Genomic DNA, 18,263 nt, shown 5'->3' with positions numbered 1-18,263 from the left:
CATGGCCGGACACGGAGCACCCGAAGCCAAGGTCCCCGACGCCACCGGGCTCACGCTCGGCGTCGTCGCCACGGACTGGAACGCCGCCGTCGTGGGGCAGCTGCTCAAGCGCGCCCTCGACGCCGCCGCCGACGCCAAGGTCGCGGAGGTGAAGGTCCTGCACGTCGCCGGGGCCGTCGAACTCCCGATCGCGGCGCAGGCGCTCGCCCGCAGGTACGACGCCGTGGTCGCCCTCGGCACCGTCATCCGCGGCGGCACCGCCCACTTCGACTTCGTCTGCAAGTCGGTCACCGAGGGGCTCACGCGGGTCGCGCTCGACGAGTCGACCCCCGTCGCCCACGGTGTGCTCACTGTGGATGATCAGGAGCAGGCGCTCGCCCGCGCCGGGTTCGCGGACTCGACCGAGGACAAGGGCTACGAGGCGGTCGTGGCCGCCCTCGGTGCGGCCCTGGCGATCCGCTCGCTCGACTAGCACGCGCGCGAAAGCCGCGCCCGGATTCGCGGGCGCGGCTTTCGGCGTCGCTAGCTGAAGCGCCGGAAGTCCGGCCAGACCTCGTCCCAGGTCCCCTGCAGGCCGGTGCAGACCACGACCGGGACGCCCTGCTCCTCGTTGTCGACGCCCACGCCGTTGTCGAGCTCCGCCTCCGCGACGCACTCGTCGAAGTACCCGCTCACGAAGCCCGGCGGCATGCCGACGAAGACCACCGTGTCGGCGTCCGCCGGGGGAGGACCGTACTGGTGGAGGGCGTTGTGGCCGCTGAAGACCGGCGGCAGGTCCTCGCCGTACCGGTCCAGGGACCCGGCCTCGCCGTAGTTCGCCGTGACGATCGCCCCGGCCTCGGGCGCGTCCGCGACCACGGCCTCGACCTGGTCGGTGTACGCCTGCCACCCGACCTGGTCGGGCACCGAGTTGTTCATGTCGGGGATCGGCGTCTCGCCGACCTCGTCCACGGCGATGAGCGGCAGCGCCACCACCAGGGAGATCGCGCTGTTCAGCGCCACCGCGCCCACGAGGAGGACGCGCCGTCCGCGCCCGCGCGCCCACGCCGCGACCGGGGCGCAGCCGATCGCGTAGAACACGATGACCAGGCCCATCGGGTAGTAGAACTGGCCGCCGGTGACCAGGACGATCACCAGGAGCACCGGATAGGCGATCGCGAGCGCGCGGGCCGGGCGCCAGTCGGTGCGGCGCACCAGGCCCCAGACCCCCGCGAACCACACCGGGACCAGGAACAGGCCCACGAGCAGGAACTGGAAGGGCAGCAGGAGGATCCGGTTCTCCTCGCCGTCGGTCTCGCCGATCGCCGAGGCCATCTCCAGCTGCGGCCAGTCGTTGACGGCCTGGTACACCAGGTTCGGCGACCCGAGGACGAGCGCGAGCGCGACCCCGGCCCACAGCCACTTGGAGCGCAGGCCGTTCGGCGAGCGCGCCGCGAGCAGCCCCAGCGCGAGGCTGAGCAGCAGCAGGACGATGAGGTGCTTGTTGTAGAGCCCGATCCCGGTGGCCGCGCCGACCGCGAGCCACCAGCGCGGGTCGCGCATGAGGGCCCGGACCACGAAGAGCAGCACCGCGACCCACACCAGGAGGTCCACCGTGGCGGTGGACAGCGTGTGGCCGAAGGCGAGGGCGACCCCGCCGAACGCGAGGCCCCAGGCGCACAGCGCCTGCGCGGCCCTGCCGCCGCCGAACTCGCGGGTGACGAGGACGGCGAGCCACAGCACGCCGAGCATGCACAGGACCGAGGGGAGGCGCAGCGCCCACAGCGTGTCGCCGAAGAGGGCGATGGACGCCTGGCCGAGGAGCGGGGTGAGGGGCGGCTGGTCGACGTAGCCCCAGGCGGGGTCGAGCATGCGGAAGTACAGCTCGTCGCGGTGGTAGTCGTACCGGGTGCCGGTGAGGGCGAGGGCGGCGGCGAGCGCGAGGCTCGCCAAGGTCGGGTGGAGTCGATGGAGCGGTCGCACGGCGGCCTTTCATGGGTGAGGGGGTCCCGGAGGCGAGCGTACCGCGTCCCCCTCCCGCCCCCGCGCATCGCCTCGCCGCACGCGGGGCGGTTTCCGCGGCCGCCTGAGTCGGTGCGGCCGGGCGATGAATCCGCCGCCCGCGCGTCGTCTCCACCGGTACCACCGACACCAGGAGGCGACATGCCGCAGGACCTCGACCACCACTTCACCGCGCCGATCGAGAAGGACGGCGCCTTCGCGACCTACCTCACCGTGCCCGGCTCCGCGGAGCTCCTGGGCACCCGCCGGGCCGTCAAGGTCACCGGGACGATGGACGGCCACGAGTTCGCCGCGACCCTCATGCCCTCGGGCCAGGGGCCGCACTGGCTGCCCGTGCGGGCCGCGCTGTGCAAGGCCATCGGCAAGAGCGCCGCGGGCGAGCCGGTGACCGTCCACCTGTCCCAGCGCCTCACGTAGCGTCGGCGCGCGCGAAGTAGGCGTCCACCAGGGGCCTGCCGATCCCGGTCATCCACTGCTCGAACGTCAGCAGGCCCGGGTGGACCCGCTTGAGCGCCGGGATGTCGACCTCGATGCGGTGCTCGTTGATGAGCGCCAGCGTCTTCGCCGTCGACGGGCTCTGCTCGGCGATGGCGGCGGGGTTGATCCCGACGTACGGCACCTGGCGGCCGGTGACCCGCGAGATGATCGCGGCCTTCTCCAGCTGCGTGATGTCGTCCCCGGCGAGCTCGTACGCCTTCCCCTCATGCGCGGCGGGGTCGGCGAACGCGATGGCGGCGAAGGCCGCGATGTCGTCGGCGGCGATGTGCGGCTCGTAGGTGCCGGCGTGCAGGGCCGTGACGAGCGCGCCGTCCTGGAGCTCCCGGAACGAGTCGAACGTGTTCTCCATGAACGAGGTCGGCCGCAGCATCGTGTACGGCACGCCGCTCGCCCGGATCGCCCGCTCGGCCTCGGCCTTGCGCTGGAGCATCTCCATGTGCGGCTCCAGCGGGCCGCCGACGCCGACCGCGGAGGAGTGCACGAGGTGCGCCGCCCCCGCCTGCTTCGCGGCGGCCCCGAGGTTCGCGGCCGAGCGCTCCTCGTGTCCGAGGTCGTGGCCGTACGGCCCGCCTTCGTAGGCCCCGGCGTGGACGCTGAAGACGCCCCAGGCGCCCGCGGCGGCCCGGTCGAGCGAGTTGCGGTCGCCGAGGTCGCCTTCGACGACCTCCGCGCCGGACTCCTTGAGCGCCTTGGCCTTCGCGCTGGAGGCGTCCCGGGTGAGGGCCCGGACGCGCCAGCCGTCGGCGAGGAGTCGGGCCGCGACGGCCCCGCCCTGGCGGCCGGTCGCGCCGGTCACGAGAATGGTCTTCCCATCGGAGGACATGGTGAGGTCCTTTCCGTTCCAGGGGCCGCCGACTAGTATCGGAGGCGGCGACCCGGTTGCTGAAACGGAACACTACACCCGTTTAACGGCGGGCACGAGAGGGGGCGGGATGCCGACGACGGCGAAGCGGGCCGAGCGCGCCGACGCGCAGCGCAACCGGCGGAAGGTCCTGGAGACGGCCGACCGCCTCTTCGGCGAGGGCGGCACCGCCGTCTCGCTGGGGGAGATTGCCGCCGCCGCTGGGGTCGGCGCCGGCACCGTCTACCGGCACTTCCCCACCAAGGACGCCCTCCTCGCCACGGTCCTCGACGAGCGGCTGAGCGCCCTCGGGGAGTACGGCGCCGCGATGGCGGGCCACCCCGATCCCGAGACCGCGTTCTTCTCCTACCTGGGATTCCTCGCCGACCAGGCGCTCGCCAACCGCGCGATCTGCGAGGCCCTGGCCGGGCGGGGCGACTGGATGGAGCCCGCCAAGGCGTCCGGCGCCTGCGTCATCGACTCGCCCCTCGCCGTCCTCCTGCGCCGCGTCCAGGAGTCCGGCCATGTGCGCGGCGACCTCGACCTGGAGGACGTGCGGGCGCTGCTCTCGTGCTGCGTGGGCATGGCCGGCGCCACCGGCTCCCCGGACCGCGCCCGGCGCCTGGTCGAGGTCGTCTGGGACGGCCTCCGGGTGCAACGGAACCCCCAGATTCGTAACGAAACCCGGTCCGTGCCCGAACCGAGTAACGAAACCGCCGTAACGGAAGGCGCCTGCCCGGTCTGCGGGACGCCGATCGCCCCCGCCGGCACCGGGCGCCCCGCGAAGTACTGCTCCCCGGCCTGCCGCCAGAAGGCGTTCCGCGACAAGCGGAGAGGGGCCTGATCCGGGCCGTACGGCGACGGCAAAGGGGCCTCCCGCCCCAGGCGGGAGGCCCGTCCGCGTCCTAGACGCTGAGGGAGTAGCTGTTGCAGTTGAAGTCGTAGCCCCCGGCCGAGGAGGTGATCTCCCAGCCGAACTGGATCTGGTCGATCCGCACGTTCGGCATGCGGCCGGTGTTCACCAGCCACTGGCAGTGCGCCGTGACGTTGACCGTCGAGGTCGTGGTCTGGGTGTGCGCCAGGAAGTTGTACACCGGGTTCGACCCGTTGTGCCCCTGGTAGTAGCCCCAGTTGCGGCCGCCGAGGTTGACGTTGGTCTGGAAGCTGCCGAGCGGGCCCACGTTCGAGGTCCACTTCGTCCAGATCATGATCTCGTGCGCGTGGCCGTTGCCCCACACGTCGTACGCGGCGTTGTAGGCCAGTCCCGATCCGCTCGGCACCGTGATGTTGTGCGAGCTGGAGACGTTCCCCATGCTGGAGACGTTGCGCCCCAGCGTGTACGACACGTTCGGGTACGACTTGATCCCGCCGGTGTTCGGGTGGTTCGCCCACACGCCCCAGTTGGAGGCGGAGTTCGCCCAGATCGTCTGCGGGCCCGCGCCCGAGCCCCAGATGTTGTTGTAGAGCGTGTAGGCGCCGGTGGTCCAGTTGCCCCACTGGGCGGAGGACGACCAGACGGCGGCCTGTGCCGGGGATTGCAGGGCGCCGACGGCGCCCGCGGTGGCCACGGGGGCGGCCAGCGCGGCGGTGAGGAGCGATCTGCGTCGCATAGGCGGTGCGCCTTTCTCAAGAGTCGCGGTCTCAGTCACCGACATTCGAGTGACAAATGTCGATACGTTAATTAAACCAGATGTCCAAATTAATGTCCAGCCCGGTCACCGACCGTCATCGCCCCTCGCCGCCCCCGCGTGATCCCGGTCCCACCCGTCCCGCACTGCGGTCGCCGCGCCGCGTCGGCGCGGGCCCGGAGCGGTCCGGCGCGTAGCATTCACGGATGTGAAGACCTTCGAGCAGCTCTACGCCGAACTTTCCGAGAAAGCGGTCACCCGCCCCGAGGGGTCCGGCACCGTCGCCGCCCTCGACGCCGGCGTCCATGCCATCGGCAAGAAGATCGTCGAAGAGGCGGCCGAGGTCTGGATGGCCGCCGAGTACGAGTCGGACGAGGCCGCGGCCGAGGAGATCTCCCAGCTCCTCTACCACCTCCAGGTGATGATGGTCGCCCGCGGCATCAGCGTCGACGACGTCTACCGGTACCTCTAGAAAGGCCCATCCGCATGCTCCGCATCGCCGTGCCCAACAAGGGCGCGCTCTCCGAGGGCGCCACCGACATGCTCACCGAGGCCGGCTACCGGCAGCGCCGCTCCAGCCGCGACCTCCAGTCCGTCGACGCCGCCAACGGCGTCGAGTTCTTCTACCTGCGCCCCGGCGACATCGCCACCTACGTCGCCTCCGGCGACCTCGACCTCGGCATCACCGGCCGCGACCTCGCCGTCAACTCCGGCGCGGAGGTCGACGAGGTCCTGGCCCTCGGCTTCGGCCGCTCCACGTTCCGGTACGCGGCCCGCCCCGGCGAGGTCGACGCCGTCGCCGGGCTCGACGGGAAGCGCATCGCCACCTCCTACCCGGGCGTGGTCCGCCGCGACCTGGAGCAGCACGGCGTCAAGACCGAGATCGTCAAGCTCGCCGGCGCGGTCGAGAACGCCATCGCCCTCGGGGTCGCCGACGCGATCGCCGACGTCGTCGAGACCGGCACGACCCTCAAGCAGGCCGGGCTCGCCGTCTTCGGCGACCCGATCATGCACTCCGAGGCCGTCCTGGTCCGCAAGGGCGGCAACCCCGGCAACGGCGCCACCGAGCAGCTGCTGCGGCGCCTGCGCGGCGTCCTGGTCGCCCGCTCCTACGTGATGCTCGCCTACGACGTGCGCGCCGAGCTCCTGGAGGCCGCCGTCGAGCTCACGCCCGGCATCGAGTCGCCGACGGTCTCGCCGCTGCATCGGGAAGGGTGGGTCGCCGTCCAGTCGATGACCGAGCGCGCCGACCTGCACCGCGTCATGGACGCCCTCTACGAGCTGGGCGCCCGCGGCATCCTCGCCTCGAACATCGACGCCTGCCGCCTGTTAGGACCGCTCTAGGACAGCCGCGGCCGCTCCAGGGCCGCCGCGGCGTCCGCACGCTCGCGCAGCTCCGCGGCCATCGCGACCGCCTCGCCCACGTCCCGGTGGAGCGCCACGGCGTCGTGCCCGAGCCCGCCCGCGGCGAGCGCGCGCACCGTCGCCAGGCCCTGCATCCGCTGGACGCGGCCCTGCGTGACCTTCACCGACTGGATGCGCGCGTAGGGCACCGCCACATGGGTGTTCACCCAGTACCCGTGCCGCACCACGAACGCCCGGTCCGTCAGCGCCGCCCCGGTCCGCTTCCAGCGCAGGGGCATCCGCCACCGCGCCCGCCGCGGGGGCCGCTCGGTGGCGAACACGCTCGGCAGGTCCGGGACCGCCGCGGCGGCCACCACCGCCACCTGGTCCGGCTCGCCCACCGGCAGCGCCGTGGTCGACTTGACCGCCGTCGCGGACTGCTGCGCCACGGCCGCGGTCCACACCTCGACGCGCCGCCACCGCCGCGAGCGCCACAGGACCGGCTCGTCGAAGCTGACGCCCGTCACCCGGTCGACCGGCACCGTCTCGTGGCTGGTGTCGGTCAGGCCGCGCTGGATGAGCAGGTTCGTGCCGTCGCGGCCGATCCTGAAGCGCCCGTTGCGCAGGAACCGGTTCACCATCGCCACGGTGCTCTGGAGGTACCCCAGCAGCGCGGGGGCGAAGAAGCCCACCCACAGGGTCGTGGCGACCGTGCTGAACCCGAAGATCGACCCGGTGACGGCGAACGCCGTGCCGAACACCAGGATCGCGGTGAGCTGCACCGGCAGGGCCTCCAGGACCGAGGCCAGCGCCAGGCGCTTCACCGTCAGCTGCGGCACCAGGAGCCCCGCGTCCCGGTCGGGCACCGCGCCCTCGGCCGGCTCGGGGGCCGGCTCCGCGGGCGGGCGCCCGGCGATCGCCAGCAGTTCCGCGCGCAGCTCCAGGGCCCGGTCGGCCTTGAGGTACGCGAGCTTCGCGTCGGTCCCGTCGCCCCCGGCGACCTCGATGTTCAACTGCGCCAACCCGAACAGGCGCGCCCGGATGGGCCGGGCCAGGTCCACCGACTGGAGCCGGTCGAGCGGGACGGTGCGGTGGCTGCGGGTGAACACGCCGCCGTAGATGTGCAGTTCGCGGCCCCAGATGACGAAGCCGCGGTACTGGAGCGCGATGAGGCTCGCGATCCCGCCGACCACGGCCGCCGCGAGTGCGATGTAGATCGCGAACAGGAAGTTCCGGGAGGTGAACGCCTGGAGGCCCGCCGCCGCGACCGCCGCGGTGAGGAACCGGAAGCTCTCCAGCAGCGGCGTGAGCGGGTGCAGGCGCTGTCGCTGGACGCCCGCGGGGGGCGCGGTCGGCGCGGACGGCTCAGGGCCGTAGGGCGCCTCGGCGAGCGAGGGCGCGGGCTCGTCGCTCACAGGCCCTCCCGGACCTCGGCGGCCCGGACGGCGAGCCGGTCGCGCAGCGCGGAGGCGACGGGCGGGTCGAGGCCGGGGACCTCGGTGGTCGAGCCGAGTGCCGCGGTCCGCACCTGGACGGTGGTGAGGCCGAACATGCGCTCGATCGGCCCCGCGGAGAGGTCGATGAGCTGGATGCGGCCGTAGGGGACGATGCTGAGCCGGCGCGTCAGGAGCCCGTGGCGCACCAGCAGGTCCTCGTCCCGTTCGGCGTAGCCCCAGGTCGCCACCGTGCGAGCGACGGCCCACGACCGCAGCGAGGCGAGGACGGCGTACCCGCCGAGGGCCCACAGCGGGCCCTCCCAGCCGAGCCAGATCGTCAGCGGCACGGCCGCGGCGACGGCGAGGAAGAACAGGTTGATCCAGCTCCGCAGCACCCACACCTTGCGCAGCTGCGGGGACATCGGCTGCCACTGGAGGTCGCCGGGCCACAGGTCCCACACCGGGGTCGCTTTCGGGCTCATGGCTCGATCATTCCACCTTCGCGGTCTCGCACGGGAATCCGCGTGCGGTGAGGAAGTCGCGGAGCACCGGCAGGTGCTCGTCGCAGGCCGCCCAGCGCTTGACGCGCTCGGCGCCGTGGATGCGGGGGTTGCGCCACAGCAGCATCCAGGCCGCGTCGGCGCGGCAGCCGCGGGAGGAGCACACGGGCGCGTTCACAGGGTCGGTCTCGGACACAGTGCGATTGTCCGTCACCGCGGTCAGCCGTGGCGAGGCCACACGGCTGTGTCGATGAACGCCTCGACCGCCTCGATGACGTCGGCGAGCGCGTTCGCCGAGTCCACGAGGGGGCGCCCGCGCAGGAACATGCCGTGGTCGGCGCCGCGGACCTCGCACACCTCGCCGGGCAGGTCCCGGGCCAGCGCCTCGTTCCAGGCGGGGTCGGCGGTGCCGCCGATGAGCAGGAACGGCGCGGTGGCGCGGCGCAGGGCCTTGACGATCGGGTAGTGCTGGAGGAACGGGGTGAACCAGATCGCCGGGAGCCCGTGGTGGGCGGCGAGGACGGCCGCGGCGGTCCCGAGGGACTTGCCGACCAGGAGCGGCGGGTCGTCGTTGTGGACCCGGTCGAGGACCGCCTCGGTCTGCTCGCACACGCCCTCGACCATGGTCTGCCCGTCCGCGGCGAGGCGGTCGACGTTCGTCCACTCGATCGGATAGGTATGCGCCCCACGCGATTGCAGCGCCACGTGGGTGTACATCAGCAAGGGCCCTTGGACGCTGTAGTTGCGTCCGGGGAGGAGGAGGGCCTGGCGACGGCGGGACATGAGAGTGATTCTAGTGGCGCTTCGACCTGCGGGCGGGCCCGCGAAACGCGAGCCGCCCGGGAAACGAGAGACCCGCACGACCACGGGGGAAGTCGTGCGGGTTGCAGAAAGCATAGCGCTCCGACATTTCGCAGCAACGGATTGAATCCGCGCGGCGCGTCACGCTCCAGGGCAAAAACCCCCTGGGGGTTTGCCGGATTTCGACGCGCGCAGTCTAGACCTGCTGCGCCCCAAGGGGTTCGGCGTCAACTGTCGGGTTCCCGACAAAAAGCGGTGCGATGTCGCGAAACGGGTCCCTCCGGGCCCCTGCGCCCCTCGAAACGGCGCACTACCATCGACACCACCGGACCGCACCACCGAGCGCACCGGCGGCCCCGGGGGACCGGACCGCCGCGCCGTCGACCAGAGAGCTGGAGCCGAAATGGGATCACCCGAGGGATCGGGAGCGAACGGCCTGCCGACCCCGGCGGAGAACGCCGCGCTGCTGGAGAAGGCCCTGTTCGAGATCAAGAAGGTCATCGTCGGCCAGGACGCCCTCGTCGAGCGCATGTTCGCGGCCCTCCTCGCCCGCGGCCACTGCCTCATCGAAGGCGTCCCCGGCGTCGCCAAGACCCTCGCCGTCGAGACCATGGCCAAGGTCGTCGGATCGGACTTCAACCGCATCCAGTTCACCCCCGACCTGGTCCCCGCCGACATCGTCGGCACCCGCATCTACCGCCAGTCCTCGGAGACCTTCGACGTCGAGCTCGGCCCGGTCTACACCAACTTCGTCCTCGCCGACGAGATCAACCGCGCCCCCGCCAAGGTCCAGTCCGCGATGCTGGAGGTCATGGCCGAGCAGCGCATCTCCATCGGCGGCCAGACCCACGTCCTCCCCAAGCCCTTCCTCGTCATGGCCACCCAGAACCCCATCGAGCAGGAGGGCGTCTACCCCCTCCCCGAGGCCCAGCGCGACCGGTTCCTGTTCAAGATCAACGTCGGCTACCCCACCGACGCCGAAGAGCGCGAGATCGTCTTCCGCATGGGCGTCGACACCCCCGTCCCCGACCGCGTCCTCGACACCGACGACCTCCTGCGCCTCCAGCAGGCCGCCGACGGCGTCTTCATCCACAACGCCCTCGTCGACTACGCCGTGCGCATCGTCATGGCCACCCGGAACCCCGCCGCCGCGGGCCTGGGCGCCATCGCCCGCCACATCCAGTACGGCGCCAGCCCCCGCGCCTCCCTCGGCCTCATCCGCGCCACCCGCGCCATCGCGCTCCTGCGCGGCCGCGACTACGCGCTCCCGCAGGACCTCGACGACATCGCGCCCGACGTCCTGCGCCACCGGCTCGTGCTCTCCTACGACGCCATGGCCGACGGCATCACCGCCGACCGCCTCGTCCTCCAGCTCCTCGCCGCCGTCCCGGCCCCCACCGTGACCCCGCGCCAGGACGCCGCGCCGCGCCCGCCCGAGCCCTCGCCCTCCTACCAGCAGCCCCAGCAGCCGGGGGCCTGGTAGCCGCGTGAACGCCGCCGACCTGCGCGCCCTCGACCGCCTCCAGCTCATGGTCACCCGCCGCCTCGACGGGCTCCTCCACGGCGACTACCTGGGCCTGCTCCCCGGCGCCGGATCCGAGCCCGGCGAGGCCCGCGAGTACCGCGCCGGAGACGACGTGCGGCGCATGGACTGGCCCGTCACCGCCCGCACCACCGTCCCCCACGTGCGCACCACCATCGCCGACCGCGAACTCGAGACCTGGCTCGCCGTCGACCTCTCCCCGAGCCTCGACTTCGGCACCGTCGGCATGCTCAAGCGCGAACTCGCCGAAGGCGCCGTCGCCGCGTTCGCCTACCTCGCCGGCCGCGGCGGCAACCGCATCGGCGCCGTCGTCACCGAGGGCGGCCCGGCCAAGGCGATCCCCCCGCGCCCCGGCCGCGGCGGCGCCCGCTCCCTCCTGCGCGCCGTCACCGGCCTGCCGCGCGGCGAGGGCGCAGGGGACCTGGCCGAGCTCATCGACAAGACCCGCCGCCACGCCCGCCGCCGCGGCCTCGCCGTCGTCATCTCGGACTTCCTCGAAGACGAGGACCACCCCAGCGACTGGCCCCGGGAACTGCGCCGCCTGGCCGTGCGCCAGCAGGTCCTGTGCGTCGAAGTCCTCGACCCCGCCGAACTCGCCCTGCCCGACGTCGGCGTCCTCGACCTCATCGACCCCGAGACCGGCCAGACGGTGGAGGTCCAGACCGGCAACGCCCGCTTCCGCGCCCGCTACGCCGAGGCCGCCGCCGAGCAGCGCGCCCGCATCGCCGCCGGCATCCGCTCGGGCGGGGCCGCCCACCTGCGCCTCTCGACCGGCTCGGACTGGCTGCGCGACATCGCCGCCTTCGTCGCCGAGCGCCGCCACCTCGCCGCCTACCGCTGACCCAAGGAGAACCGTTGATCCGCCTGCTCGAACCCGCGTGGCTGCTGGCGCTCGTCCCCGTCGCGATCCTCGCCGGGGTGTACGTCTGGGCCCAGTTCGCCCGCCAGCGGGTCGCCGTCAGGTTCGCCAACGCCTCCCTCCTGGCCAAGCTCGTCCCGCGCCTGCCCGGCTGGCGCCGCCACCTGCCCGCGGGCCTGCTCGTCATCGCGCTGGCCGTCCTCGTCGGCGGCATGACCCGGCCCGCGGTCGACGTCGAGGAGCCCCAGGAGCGGGCCACGGTCATCCTCGCCATCGACGTGTCGCTGTCGATGATGGCCTCCGACGTCGACCCCACCCGCATCGACGCCGCCAAGGCCGCCGCCTCCGACTTCGTCGCCGAACTGCCCGAGCAGTACAACGTCGGCCTCGTGTCCTTCGCCGGGTTCGCCTCGGTCGTGGTGCCCCCCACCAAGAACCGCGCCGAGGTCACCACCGCGATCAACGGCCTCACCCTCGCCGAGGCCACCGCCACCGGCGACGCCGTCTTCGCCTCGCTCCAGGCCGTCCAGCAGGTCATGGCCGACGAGTCCGGGCAGCTCGCGCCCGCCCGCATCCTGCTGCTCTCCGACGGCTACCGCACCGCCGGGCGCACCGTCGAGGAGGCCGGCGAGGCCGCCGCCGCGGCCGAGATCCCCGTCTCCACCGTCGCCTTCGGCACCGACGAGGGCGTCATCGAACTCGACGAGGAGCTCGTCTCCGTCCCGGTCGACCGCGACGCCCTCGCCGGGCTCGCCGAGGCCACCGGCGGCGACTACTACGAGGCCGTCACCGCCGAGCAGCTGCGCGCCGTCTACGAGGACATGGGCTCCTCCCTCGGCTACCGCACCATCGCCGAGGACGTCTCGCAGTGGTTCATCGGCACCGCGATGGTCCTCCTGTTCGCCGCCGCGGGCCTGAGCCTGGCCTGGACCTCCCGCCTCACGTGAGTCCGGCACCACACGGTGCGTGAAGGCCCCTTCGCCCCTGAGGTGGGCCGTCGCTACGATCGTCGGTGGCTTCGTACAAGGAAACATGAGGGAGATCGGACAATGGCGCGCACCGTCCTCGTCACCGGAGGCAACCGCGGGATCGGCCTGGCGATCGCCAAGGCGTTCGCGGCCCAGGGCGACAACGTCGCCGTCACCCACCGCGGCTCCGGCGCCCCCGACGGCCTCTTCGGCGTCCAGTGCGACATCACCGACACCGCCTCCGTCGACGCGGCGTTCACCGAGGTCGAGGACAAGTTCGGCCCCGTCGAGGTGCTCGTCGCCAACGCCGGCATCACCGACGACACGCTGCTGCTGCGCATGAGCGAGGACCAGTTCGAGCGGGTCGTCGACACCAACCTCAAGGGCGCCTGGCGGGTCGCCAAGCGCGCCTCCTCGAAGATGCTCCGCGCCAAGTTCGGCCGCATGATCTTCATCTCCTCGGTCGTGGGCCTCTACGGCAACGCCGGGCAGACCAACTACGCCGCCTCGAAGGCCGGCCTGGTCGGCCTCGCCCGCTCGGTCACCCGCGAACTCGGCTCGCGCAACATCACCGCGAACGTCGTCGCGCCCGGCTTCGTGCAGACCGACATGACCGACGCGCTCCCCGAGGCCCAGCGCAAGGCGTACCTCGACTCGATCCCCGCGAAGCGCTTCGCGACCGGCGAGGAGATCGCCGGAGCCGTCACCTGGCTCGCCGGCGACAGCGCCGCCTACGTCAACGGCGCGGTCATCCCCGTCGACGGCGGACTGGGCATGGGCCACTAGGGCCCGCACAAGTTTTCAAGCAGCTATCACGACGGAGGAACTCACATGTCTGGAATCCTGGACGGCAAACGGCTGCTCGTCACCGGTGTCATCACCGAGCAGTCACTCGGATTCGGCGTGGCCAAGTACGCGCAGGAGCAGGGCGCCGACGTGGTCCTCACCGGTTTCGGGCGCCTCTCCCTGGTCGAGCGCATCGCGAAGAAGCTCCCCAAGCCCGCCCCCGTGGTCGAGCTCGACGCCACCGACCCCGAGCAGCTCGCCGGCCTCGCCGACAAGGTCCGCGAGCACGTCTCCGGCATCGACGGCGTCCTCCACGCCATCGCCTTCGCCCCGCCCGGCGCCCTCGGCGGGAACTTCCTCAACACCGAGTGGGCCGACGTCGCCAAGGCCGTGGAGGTCTCGACGTTCACCTTCAAGTCCCTGGCCGTCGCCGCCCTGCCGCTCATGGAGGAGGGCGGGTCGATCGTGGGCCTGGACTTCGACGCGCAGCAGGCGTGGCCGGTCTACGACTGGATGGGCGTCGCCAAGGCCGGCCTGGAGGCGGTCAACCGCTACCTCGCCCGCGACCTGGGCCCCAAGGGCATCCGCGTGAACCTGGTCTCCGCCGGCCCGCAGCGCACCATGGCCGCCAAGTCCATCCCCGGCTTCGAGGCGTTCGAGGAGGCGTGGACCAAGCGCGCCCCGCTCGGCTGGTCCCTCACCGACTCCGAGCCCGTCGCGAAGGCGTGCGCGGCCCTCCTGTCCGACCTCTTCCCGGCGACCAGCGGCGAGATCGTCCACGTCGACGGCGGCTTCCACGCCGTCGGGGTCGAGCGCACCGAGCAGTAGCGGAGGCGCCATGACAGCCAACGACACCACCAGCGCGTACGACGCGGTCCTCCTCGTCTCCTTCGGGGGGCCGGAGGGGCCCGGCGACGTCCTGCCGTTCCTGCGCAACGTCACCCGCGGCCGCGGCATCCCCGACGAGCGCCTCGCCGAGGTCGCCGAGCACTACTACCACTTCGGCGGGATCTCGCCGATCAACCAGTGGTGCCGCGAGGTCATCGAGGCCCTGCGCCAGGAGTTCCGCAAGGCCGGCATCGACCTGCCGATCTACTGGGGCAACCGCAACTGGCCGCCGATGCTCGTCGACGCGGTCACGCAGATGACCGGCGACGGCGTCAAGAAGGCCCTCGCCCTGTGCACCAGCGCGTACGGCTCCTACTCCTCGTGCCGCCAGTACGTGGAGGACATCAACGCCGCCCGCGCCGCCGTCGGCGAGACCGCGCCGCAGATCGACAAGATCCGCCACTTCTTCGACCACCCCGGGTTCGTCGGCGGCTTCGCCCGGCAGCTGCGGGCCTCGCTCGACCAGATCGAGGACCGGTCGCAGACGCGGGTCGTCTTCACCGCGCACTCGATCCCCGACGTCATGGAGGAGTGCTCGGGCCCCGAGGGCGCGCGCTACTCCGACCAGGTCGCCGAGGCCGCCGCGCTCGTCGCCGAGCACGCGGGCTGGACCGGGCCCTTCGACGTGGTCTGGCAGTCCCGCTCGGGACCGCCGGCGATGCCGTGGCTCGAACCCGACGTCAACGACCACCTCAAGGTCCTCGCCTCCGAAGGCGTCGACACCGTCGTGGTCAGCCCCGTCGGATTCCTCTCCGACCACATCGAGGTCCTGTGGGACCTCGACAACGAGGCCAAGGAGACCGCCGCCGAGCTCGGGCTGCGCTACCTGCGGGCCGGGACGCCCACGGTCGACGCCGACCTCGTCGGCATGTTCCGCGACCTCGTCGCCGAGCGCGTCCAGGGCGCGCCCCTGCGCCGCCTCGGCAAGCTCCCGGTCTGGGACCCGACCGTCGAGGGCTGCTGCCCCGCGCGCCGGCCCCCGGCCCCGGAGAAGCACCGCAACCGCTGAACCGGACCCGCGCACCGCACCGCCCGCACTGCCGCGCGGTGCGCGGGCCCGGACCGTAATCCCCGCTGGTCCCGCCCGCATGACATGCTTGACGGGTGGACGACGTATTCATCTGGATCATCGTCGCCGTTATCCTCGGCGCGGTCGAACTCTTCACCGGCACCCTGGTCCTCGCCATGGTCGCCGTCGGGGCCGTGCTCGCCGGACTGGGCGCCGCCGTCGGAGCCCCGCTGTGGCTCCAGGCCGTGCTCTTCGGCGTCGGCTCCGTCGCCTCGATCTTCGGCCTGCGCCCGTTCCTCAAGCAGGCCCTCGAATCCGACTCCAAGGGCGACACCTCCCACCGCCCGTTCGGCACCCGCGCGATCGAGGGCGCGAACGCGCGCGTCATCGAGAAGGTCGACCACACCGGCGGCCTCGTCGAGATCGCCGGCGACAACTGGACGGCCTACCCCCTCGAACCCGACCAGCTCCTCGAGCCCGGCGACACGGTGACGGTCGTCGAGATCAAGGGAGCGACCGTGATCGTGTGGAAGCAGTCGTTAAGTAGTCTTCTGCCCATAGCCCGCCGATCCGCCAGACCACTGGAGGCTGAGAAACCATGGAACCCGTAGGCATACTGCTCCTGATCGTCGCGTTCTTCCTGATCATCGTGCTCTTCCGATCGATCAAGATCGTGCCGCAGCAGTGGAACTACATCATCGAGCGCCTCGGCCGCTACCGCCGCACGCTCGAACCCGGGCCGCGCCTCCTGGTGCCCTTCGTGGACTCCGTCCGCGCCAAAGTGGACCTCCGCGAGCGCGTCGTCAACTTCCCGCCCCAGCCGGTGATCACCGCCGACAACCTCGGCGTCCAGATCGACACCGTGCTGTACTACATCATCACGCAGCCCACCGCGGCCGTGTACAACATCGACGACTACCTCGCCGGCGTCGAGCAGCTCACCACCACCACCCTGCGCAACGTGGTCGGCTCCCTCGACCTGGAGAAGACGCTCACCAGCCGCGAGGAGATCAACGCCCGCCTCGCCGCCGAGCTCGACAAGGCCACCGACAAGTGGGGCCTCAAGGTCACCCGCGTCGAGCTGCGCTCCATCGAACCGCCGCTGAGCATCCGCGACGCCATGGAGAAGCAGATGCGCGCCGAGCGCGACCGCCGCGCCGCGATCCTCAACGCCGAGGGCACCAAGCGCTCCTCGATCCTCATGGCCGAGGGCGAGCAGCAGTCCGCCGTCCTGCGCGCCAAGGGCGAGCGCGACGCCGCGGTGCTCCGCGCCGACGGTGAGGCCAAGGCCATCCAGACGGTCTTCGCGGCCATCCACAAGGCCAAGCCCACCGACCGCCTCCTGACCTACCAGTACCTCCAGACGCTGCCCACGATCGCCCAGGGCACCGCCAACAAGGTCTGGGTCGTCCCCGCCGAGCTCACCAAGGCCCTCGGCGGCATCGGCAACGCCTTCGGCGGCGCCGACAAGTCCGGCCCGAGCGAGGAGGAGGAGGTCGAGGTCGACACCAGCGCGCTCGAACTCGACGACTCCGCGCTCCAGGCCCTCGAAGCGGCCCAGCAGGCCGCCCGCGAGGTCCAGGACATCGGCGAGGGCAAGGACCGCGGCGAGCTCCCGCCCGCCCCGGCCTAGACCCGCCCAGTGACGCCCCCGGGCGGCCCGCGGGCCGCCCGGGGGCGTCCTGCGTCCCGTGGTGGACAATCTCGGGGTGCCCGACCGCGTAATCGAGATCGACGACCCCGCCGACGACCGCCTGGAGGACTACCGGGCGCTCACCGACCTGGCCCTGCGCACCCGCTTCGAGCAGCCCCACGGGCTGTTCATCGCCGAGGGCCACCAGGTCGTCGGCCGCGCCCTGCGCGCCGGGTACCGCATGCGCTCCATGCTCATCGACGCCAAGCGCGCCGACCAGCTCGCCCACCTCGCCGAGGACGCCCCCTGCTACACCGCCGGGCCCGACGTCCTCGAATCGGTGACCGGCTTCCACGTCCACCGCGGCGCCTTGGCCTCCTTCCACCGCAAGCCCCTCCCCGAACCGGCCGAACTCCTGGCCGGCGTCACGCGGCTGGTGGTCCTCGAAGGTCTGAACAACCACACCAACATCGGCGCCATTTTCAGGGTCGCCGCGGGTCTCGGCTTCGACGGCGTCCTGCTGGCCCCCGACTGCGCCGACCCGCTGTACCGGCGGAGCGTGCGCGTCTCGATGGGGGAGGTGTTCGCGGTGCCGTACGCCTACCTCGACCCGTGGCCCGCTGGGCTCGCGCAGGTCCGCGAGGCGGGCTTCACCCTCCACGGCCTCAGCCCCTCGCGGGGCGCGGTCGACATCGCACAGCTCACCGCCGCCGAACGCGAGCGCCCGGCCCTGCTCTTCGGCGCCGAGGGCCCCGGCCTCACCGAGGCCGCGCTCGACGCGTGCGACCGGACCGTGGTGATCCCGATGCACGCGGGCGTCGACTCGCTCAACGTCGCGGCCGCCACGGCCGTCGCGTGCTGGGAGCTGTCGCAGCCGGCGCGCTAAGCCTTCACCAGGAAGTCCGCCACCGACTCGGCCACGGTCGCCGACAGCGCCTCGACCCGCTCGCGGTCCCCGCCGAGGATGAGCAGCCAGAAGAACACCGGCCCGATCAAGAGCGCGTGCACCGTGGCCGTGTCGGGCCGGTCCTCCAGCTCCCCGCGCTCGCGCGCGCGGTCGAGGACTACGTCCAGGACGTACCGCTCGCGCTCGATGAAGCTCCCCGTGAACCGGGCCCCGAGTTCCTTGTCGGCGTGGATGTCGGCGAGCAGCCCGTGCAGCACGTCAGGCGGCGCCTCGCCGAGCTGCGCGGCGATGGTGCGGCAGACCGCGGCGAGGTCCCCGCGCAGCGACCCCGAGTCCGGCGGCGGCTGCTCCCGCATGTCGTGGACGGTGGCCGCGAAGATCATCTCCTGCTTCGTGGCGAACCGCCGGTAGATCGCGGCCTTCCCGATCCCGGCGCGCGCGGCCACCGCGTCCACGGTCAGCTTCGCGTACCCGCGCTCGACGAGCAGCTCACGGGTGGCGCGGACGATCGCGCCGTCGATCTGGGCGTCGCGAGGACGGCCCACGTTCTGCTTCGGTTCCGGCATGCCCCTAGGATAGGGAACCGATAGTATTGGAACTATCAGTTCCGTAATTAAGGAG

The 18,263-nt window shown here is 72.2% G+C and carries 22 protein-coding genes; 14 read left to right on the top strand and 8 right to left on the bottom strand.

What is annotated here, in order from left to right:
* Position 1 precedes the first annotated feature (1 nt).
* Positions 2-472: a 6,7-dimethyl-8-ribityllumazine synthase gene (gene ribH / locus BLS99_RS14650; protein ID WP_091050963.1), complete on the top strand. Its 471-nt coding sequence runs from the start codon at positions 2-4 to the stop codon at positions 470-472.
* 50 nt (positions 473-522) lie between these two features.
* Here ribH and BLS99_RS14645 read toward each other — a convergent pair whose 3' ends face one another.
* Entirely contained in the window at positions 523-1,962 is a 1,440-nt protein-coding gene (locus tag BLS99_RS14645) for an ArnT family glycosyltransferase (RefSeq protein ID WP_218126509.1), read from the bottom strand.
* A gap of 180 nt (positions 1,963-2,142) precedes the next feature.
* Here BLS99_RS14645 and BLS99_RS14640 point away from each other — a divergent pair, with 180 nt between their 5' ends.
* Positions 2,143-2,418 carry a DUF1905 domain-containing protein gene (locus tag BLS99_RS14640; protein ID WP_091050960.1) on the top strand — a complete coding sequence of 92 codons (276 nt, stop codon included), beginning with the start codon at positions 2,143-2,145 and terminating at the stop codon, positions 2,416-2,418.
* On the opposite strand, the gene BLS99_RS14635 is transcribed toward BLS99_RS14640, so the two are convergent.
* Positions 2,411-3,322: an NmrA family NAD(P)-binding protein gene (locus BLS99_RS14635; RefSeq protein ID WP_091050956.1), complete on the bottom strand. Its 912-nt coding sequence runs from the start codon at positions 3,320-3,322 to the stop codon at positions 2,411-2,413. The two genes, BLS99_RS14640 and BLS99_RS14635, sit on opposite strands and share 8 nt — an antisense overlap.
* 109 nt (positions 3,323-3,431) lie before the next feature.
* On the opposite strand from BLS99_RS14635, the gene BLS99_RS25735 reads away from it, so the two are divergent.
* Positions 3,432-4,184 (top strand): TetR/AcrR family transcriptional regulator, encoded by a 753-nt coding sequence (locus tag BLS99_RS25735; protein ID WP_176953366.1) that lies wholly within the window; start codon positions 3,432-3,434, stop codon positions 4,182-4,184.
* Between the two features lie 61 nt (positions 4,185-4,245).
* On the opposite strand, the gene BLS99_RS14620 is transcribed toward BLS99_RS25735, so the two are convergent.
* Complete coding sequence (locus BLS99_RS14620) at positions 4,246-4,950, bottom strand: GH12 family glycosyl hydrolase domain-containing protein (RefSeq protein ID WP_091050949.1); 705 nt, start codon at positions 4,948-4,950, stop codon at positions 4,246-4,248.
* 226 nt (positions 4,951-5,176) lie between these two features.
* On the opposite strand from BLS99_RS14620, the gene BLS99_RS14615 reads away from it, so the two are divergent.
* Together BLS99_RS14615 and hisG are read left to right on the top strand one after the other, a co-directional pair.
* The gene (locus tag BLS99_RS14615; RefSeq protein ID WP_091050946.1) at positions 5,177-5,440 is read left to right on the top strand and encodes a phosphoribosyl-ATP diphosphatase; all 264 of its coding nucleotides are present in this window, start codon (positions 5,177-5,179) and stop codon (positions 5,438-5,440) included.
* A gap of 14 nt (positions 5,441-5,454) precedes the next feature.
* Positions 5,455-6,312, top strand: a complete 858-nt coding sequence (gene hisG / locus BLS99_RS14610) for an ATP phosphoribosyltransferase (protein WP_091050943.1) — start codon at positions 5,455-5,457, stop codon at positions 6,310-6,312.
* Here the strand turns inward: hisG and BLS99_RS14605 are convergent.
* Genes BLS99_RS14605 through BLS99_RS14590 form a run of 4 tightly spaced genes read right to left on the bottom strand, consistent with a single transcriptional unit; the run spans position 6,309 to position 9,031 of the window.
* A complete protein-coding gene (locus BLS99_RS14605) occupies positions 6,309-7,727 on the bottom strand; it encodes a PH domain-containing protein (protein WP_091050939.1) in 1,419 nt (472 codons plus the stop codon). The genes hisG and BLS99_RS14605 overlap by 4 nt on opposite strands.
* Positions 7,724-8,230: a PH domain-containing protein gene (locus BLS99_RS14600; RefSeq protein WP_091050937.1), complete on the bottom strand. Its 507-nt coding sequence runs from the start codon at positions 8,228-8,230 to the stop codon at positions 7,724-7,726. The genes BLS99_RS14605 and BLS99_RS14600 overlap by 4 nt, the downstream gene beginning before the upstream one ends.
* Positions 8,231-8,237: 7 nt before the next feature.
* A complete protein-coding gene (locus tag BLS99_RS14595) occupies positions 8,238-8,444 on the bottom strand; it encodes a hypothetical protein (RefSeq protein WP_218126508.1) in 207 nt (68 codons plus the stop codon).
* Between the two features lie 23 nt (positions 8,445-8,467).
* The gene (locus BLS99_RS14590; RefSeq protein ID WP_091050933.1) at positions 8,468-9,031 is read right to left on the bottom strand and encodes a hypothetical protein; all 564 of its coding nucleotides are present in this window, start codon (positions 9,029-9,031) and stop codon (positions 8,468-8,470) included.
* Between the two features lie 421 nt (positions 9,032-9,452).
* On the opposite strand from BLS99_RS14590, the gene BLS99_RS14585 reads away from it, so the two are divergent.
* The 9 genes from BLS99_RS14585 (at position 9,453) to BLS99_RS14545 (ending at position 17,621) form a co-directional block, all read left to right on the top strand.
* The gene (locus tag BLS99_RS14585; RefSeq protein WP_091050929.1) at positions 9,453-10,532 is read left to right on the top strand and encodes an AAA family ATPase; all 1,080 of its coding nucleotides are present in this window, start codon (positions 9,453-9,455) and stop codon (positions 10,530-10,532) included.
* A 46-nt stretch (positions 10,533-10,578) separates the two neighbouring features.
* Complete coding sequence (locus tag BLS99_RS14580) at positions 10,579-11,433, top strand: DUF58 domain-containing protein (protein WP_091051472.1); 855 nt, start codon at positions 10,579-10,581, stop codon at positions 11,431-11,433.
* Between the two features lie 14 nt (positions 11,434-11,447).
* Positions 11,448-12,398, top strand: coding sequence for a VWA domain-containing protein (locus BLS99_RS14575; RefSeq protein WP_091050927.1), 951 nt, complete (start codon positions 11,448-11,450; stop codon positions 12,396-12,398).
* 102 nt (positions 12,399-12,500) lie between these two features.
* On the top strand, positions 12,501-13,205 hold the full coding sequence (locus BLS99_RS14570) for a beta-ketoacyl-ACP reductase (protein ID WP_091050923.1): 705 nt from the start codon (positions 12,501-12,503) through the stop codon (positions 13,203-13,205).
* A 45-nt stretch (positions 13,206-13,250) separates the two neighbouring features.
* The gene (gene fabI / locus BLS99_RS14565; RefSeq protein WP_091050920.1) at positions 13,251-14,033 is read left to right on the top strand and encodes an enoyl-ACP reductase FabI; all 783 of its coding nucleotides are present in this window, start codon (positions 13,251-13,253) and stop codon (positions 14,031-14,033) included.
* Positions 14,034-14,043: 10 nt separating this feature from the next.
* Positions 14,044-15,102 (top strand): ferrochelatase, encoded by a 1,059-nt coding sequence (locus BLS99_RS14560; protein WP_091050917.1) that lies wholly within the window; start codon positions 14,044-14,046, stop codon positions 15,100-15,102.
* Between the two features lie 95 nt (positions 15,103-15,197).
* Positions 15,198-15,713 (top strand): NfeD family protein, encoded by a 516-nt coding sequence (locus tag BLS99_RS14555; protein WP_091050913.1) that lies wholly within the window; start codon positions 15,198-15,200, stop codon positions 15,711-15,713.
* A complete protein-coding gene (locus BLS99_RS14550) occupies positions 15,701-16,735 on the top strand; it encodes an SPFH domain-containing protein (RefSeq protein ID WP_091050910.1) in 1,035 nt (344 codons plus the stop codon). The genes BLS99_RS14555 and BLS99_RS14550 overlap by 13 nt, the downstream gene beginning before the upstream one ends.
* Positions 16,736-16,811: 76 nt before the next feature.
* Complete coding sequence (locus BLS99_RS14545) at positions 16,812-17,621, top strand: TrmH family RNA methyltransferase (protein ID WP_091050907.1); 810 nt, start codon at positions 16,812-16,814, stop codon at positions 17,619-17,621.
* Here BLS99_RS14545 and BLS99_RS14540 read toward each other — a convergent pair.
* A complete protein-coding gene (locus BLS99_RS14540; protein ID WP_091050903.1) occupies positions 17,618-18,208 on the bottom strand; it encodes a TetR/AcrR family transcriptional regulator in 591 nt (196 codons plus the stop codon). The genes BLS99_RS14545 and BLS99_RS14540 overlap by 4 nt on opposite strands.
* Between the last annotated feature and the right edge of the window lie 55 nt (positions 18,209-18,263).

The organism is Glycomyces sambucus (genome assembly GCF_900102815.1).
Lineage (GTDB): Bacteria > Actinomycetota > Actinomycetes > Mycobacteriales > Micromonosporaceae > Glycomyces > Glycomyces sambucus.
The sequence above is the reverse complement of the archived record's forward strand: the minus strand, read 5'-3'. Positions and strand labels throughout refer to the sequence as shown.

Excerpts from the sequence above, each read along its gene's own strand:
- ribH (WP_091050963.1), top strand. The coding sequence starts at position 2 with ATGGCCGGACACGGAGCACCCGAAGCCAAGGTCCCCGACGCCACCGGG.
- BLS99_RS14640 (WP_091050960.1), top strand. The coding sequence starts at position 2,143 with ATGCCGCAGGACCTCGACCACCACTTCACCGCGCCGATCGAGAAGGAC.
- BLS99_RS14635 (WP_091050956.1), bottom strand. The coding sequence starts at position 3,322 with ATGTCCTCCGATGGGAAGACCATTCTCGTGACCGGCGCGACCGGCCGC.
- BLS99_RS25735 (WP_176953366.1), top strand. The coding sequence starts at position 3,432 with ATGCCGACGACGGCGAAGCGGGCCGAGCGCGCCGACGCGCAGCGCAAC.
- BLS99_RS14620 (WP_091050949.1), bottom strand. The coding sequence starts at position 4,950 with ATGCGACGCAGATCGCTCCTCACCGCCGCGCTGGCCGCCCCCGTGGCC.
- hisG (WP_091050943.1), top strand. The coding sequence starts at position 5,455 with ATGCTCCGCATCGCCGTGCCCAACAAGGGCGCGCTCTCCGAGGGCGCC.
- BLS99_RS14600 (WP_091050937.1), bottom strand. The coding sequence starts at position 8,230 with ATGAGCCCGAAAGCGACCCCGGTGTGGGACCTGTGGCCCGGCGACCTC.
- BLS99_RS14590 (WP_091050933.1), bottom strand. The coding sequence starts at position 9,031 with ATGTCCCGCCGTCGCCAGGCCCTCCTCCTCCCCGGACGCAACTACAGC.
- BLS99_RS14585 (WP_091050929.1), top strand. The coding sequence starts at position 9,453 with ATGGGATCACCCGAGGGATCGGGAGCGAACGGCCTGCCGACCCCGGCG.
- BLS99_RS14580 (WP_091051472.1), top strand. The coding sequence starts at position 10,579 with ATGGTCACCCGCCGCCTCGACGGGCTCCTCCACGGCGACTACCTGGGC.
- BLS99_RS14570 (WP_091050923.1), top strand. The coding sequence starts at position 12,501 with ATGGCGCGCACCGTCCTCGTCACCGGAGGCAACCGCGGGATCGGCCTG.
- fabI (WP_091050920.1), top strand. The coding sequence starts at position 13,251 with ATGTCTGGAATCCTGGACGGCAAACGGCTGCTCGTCACCGGTGTCATC.
- BLS99_RS14560 (WP_091050917.1), top strand. The coding sequence starts at position 14,044 with ATGACAGCCAACGACACCACCAGCGCGTACGACGCGGTCCTCCTCGTC.
- BLS99_RS14550 (WP_091050910.1), top strand. The coding sequence starts at position 15,701 with ATGGAACCCGTAGGCATACTGCTCCTGATCGTCGCGTTCTTCCTGATC.
- BLS99_RS14540 (WP_091050903.1), bottom strand. The coding sequence starts at position 18,208 with ATGCCGGAACCGAAGCAGAACGTGGGCCGTCCTCGCGACGCCCAGATC.